This window comes from Yoonia sp. R2-816, from assembly GCF_046762905.1.
Taxonomy (GTDB): domain Bacteria; phylum Pseudomonadota; class Alphaproteobacteria; order Rhodobacterales; family Rhodobacteraceae; genus Yoonia.
The window spans coordinates 1-462 of sequence record NZ_JBKQXN010000320.1; the positions used below are offsets into that span (position 1 = coordinate 1).

Annotated in this window: 1 pseudogene; it reads right to left on the minus strand. The window is 51.7% G+C overall.

The window, feature by feature from the left end:
* Window positions 1-330: 330 nt before the first annotated feature.
* Window positions 331-462, minus strand: a pseudogene (locus ACFWW2_RS21990) (IS30 family transposase); the annotation flags it as partial.

Below are 462 nucleotides of genomic sequence, written 5' to 3' on the forward strand. Positions count from 1 at the left end.
GGTGTATCCTACTCAGATTTGACCATCACAACGAGCACAACGAACGGTTCGAACACGGAAATCTCTGTATCCGGGCACGGTTCGATTACTATAAGCAACTTTAACGCGGCAAACCTGACAGAAGATGATTTTCTATTCTGATAGAGTGGCTCCTCTCAAAAGCAGACTTAGACACCTTCACTATGGCGCATTGCGGCACCGGTGGTGCTCGGTTCTGGACGGGCATCGAAGTTCTACTTGGTGGCCTACTTACCTGAGCCAACTAAAACAGGCATGTCCGCTTTACGCCAATCCCGGATATCTACGGGAAGTCTGCTTTGGGCGGCGATCTCAACCGGTCGACGCAACACACTCGGCGAACTTCTCCGCTGGCGTTTGATATTGCAAGGTCTTGCGCGGTCGTTCGTTGAGTTGCCTTGCGATAGCGCTGAGTTTTGCTTGGGAATGGACGGATAGGTCGGT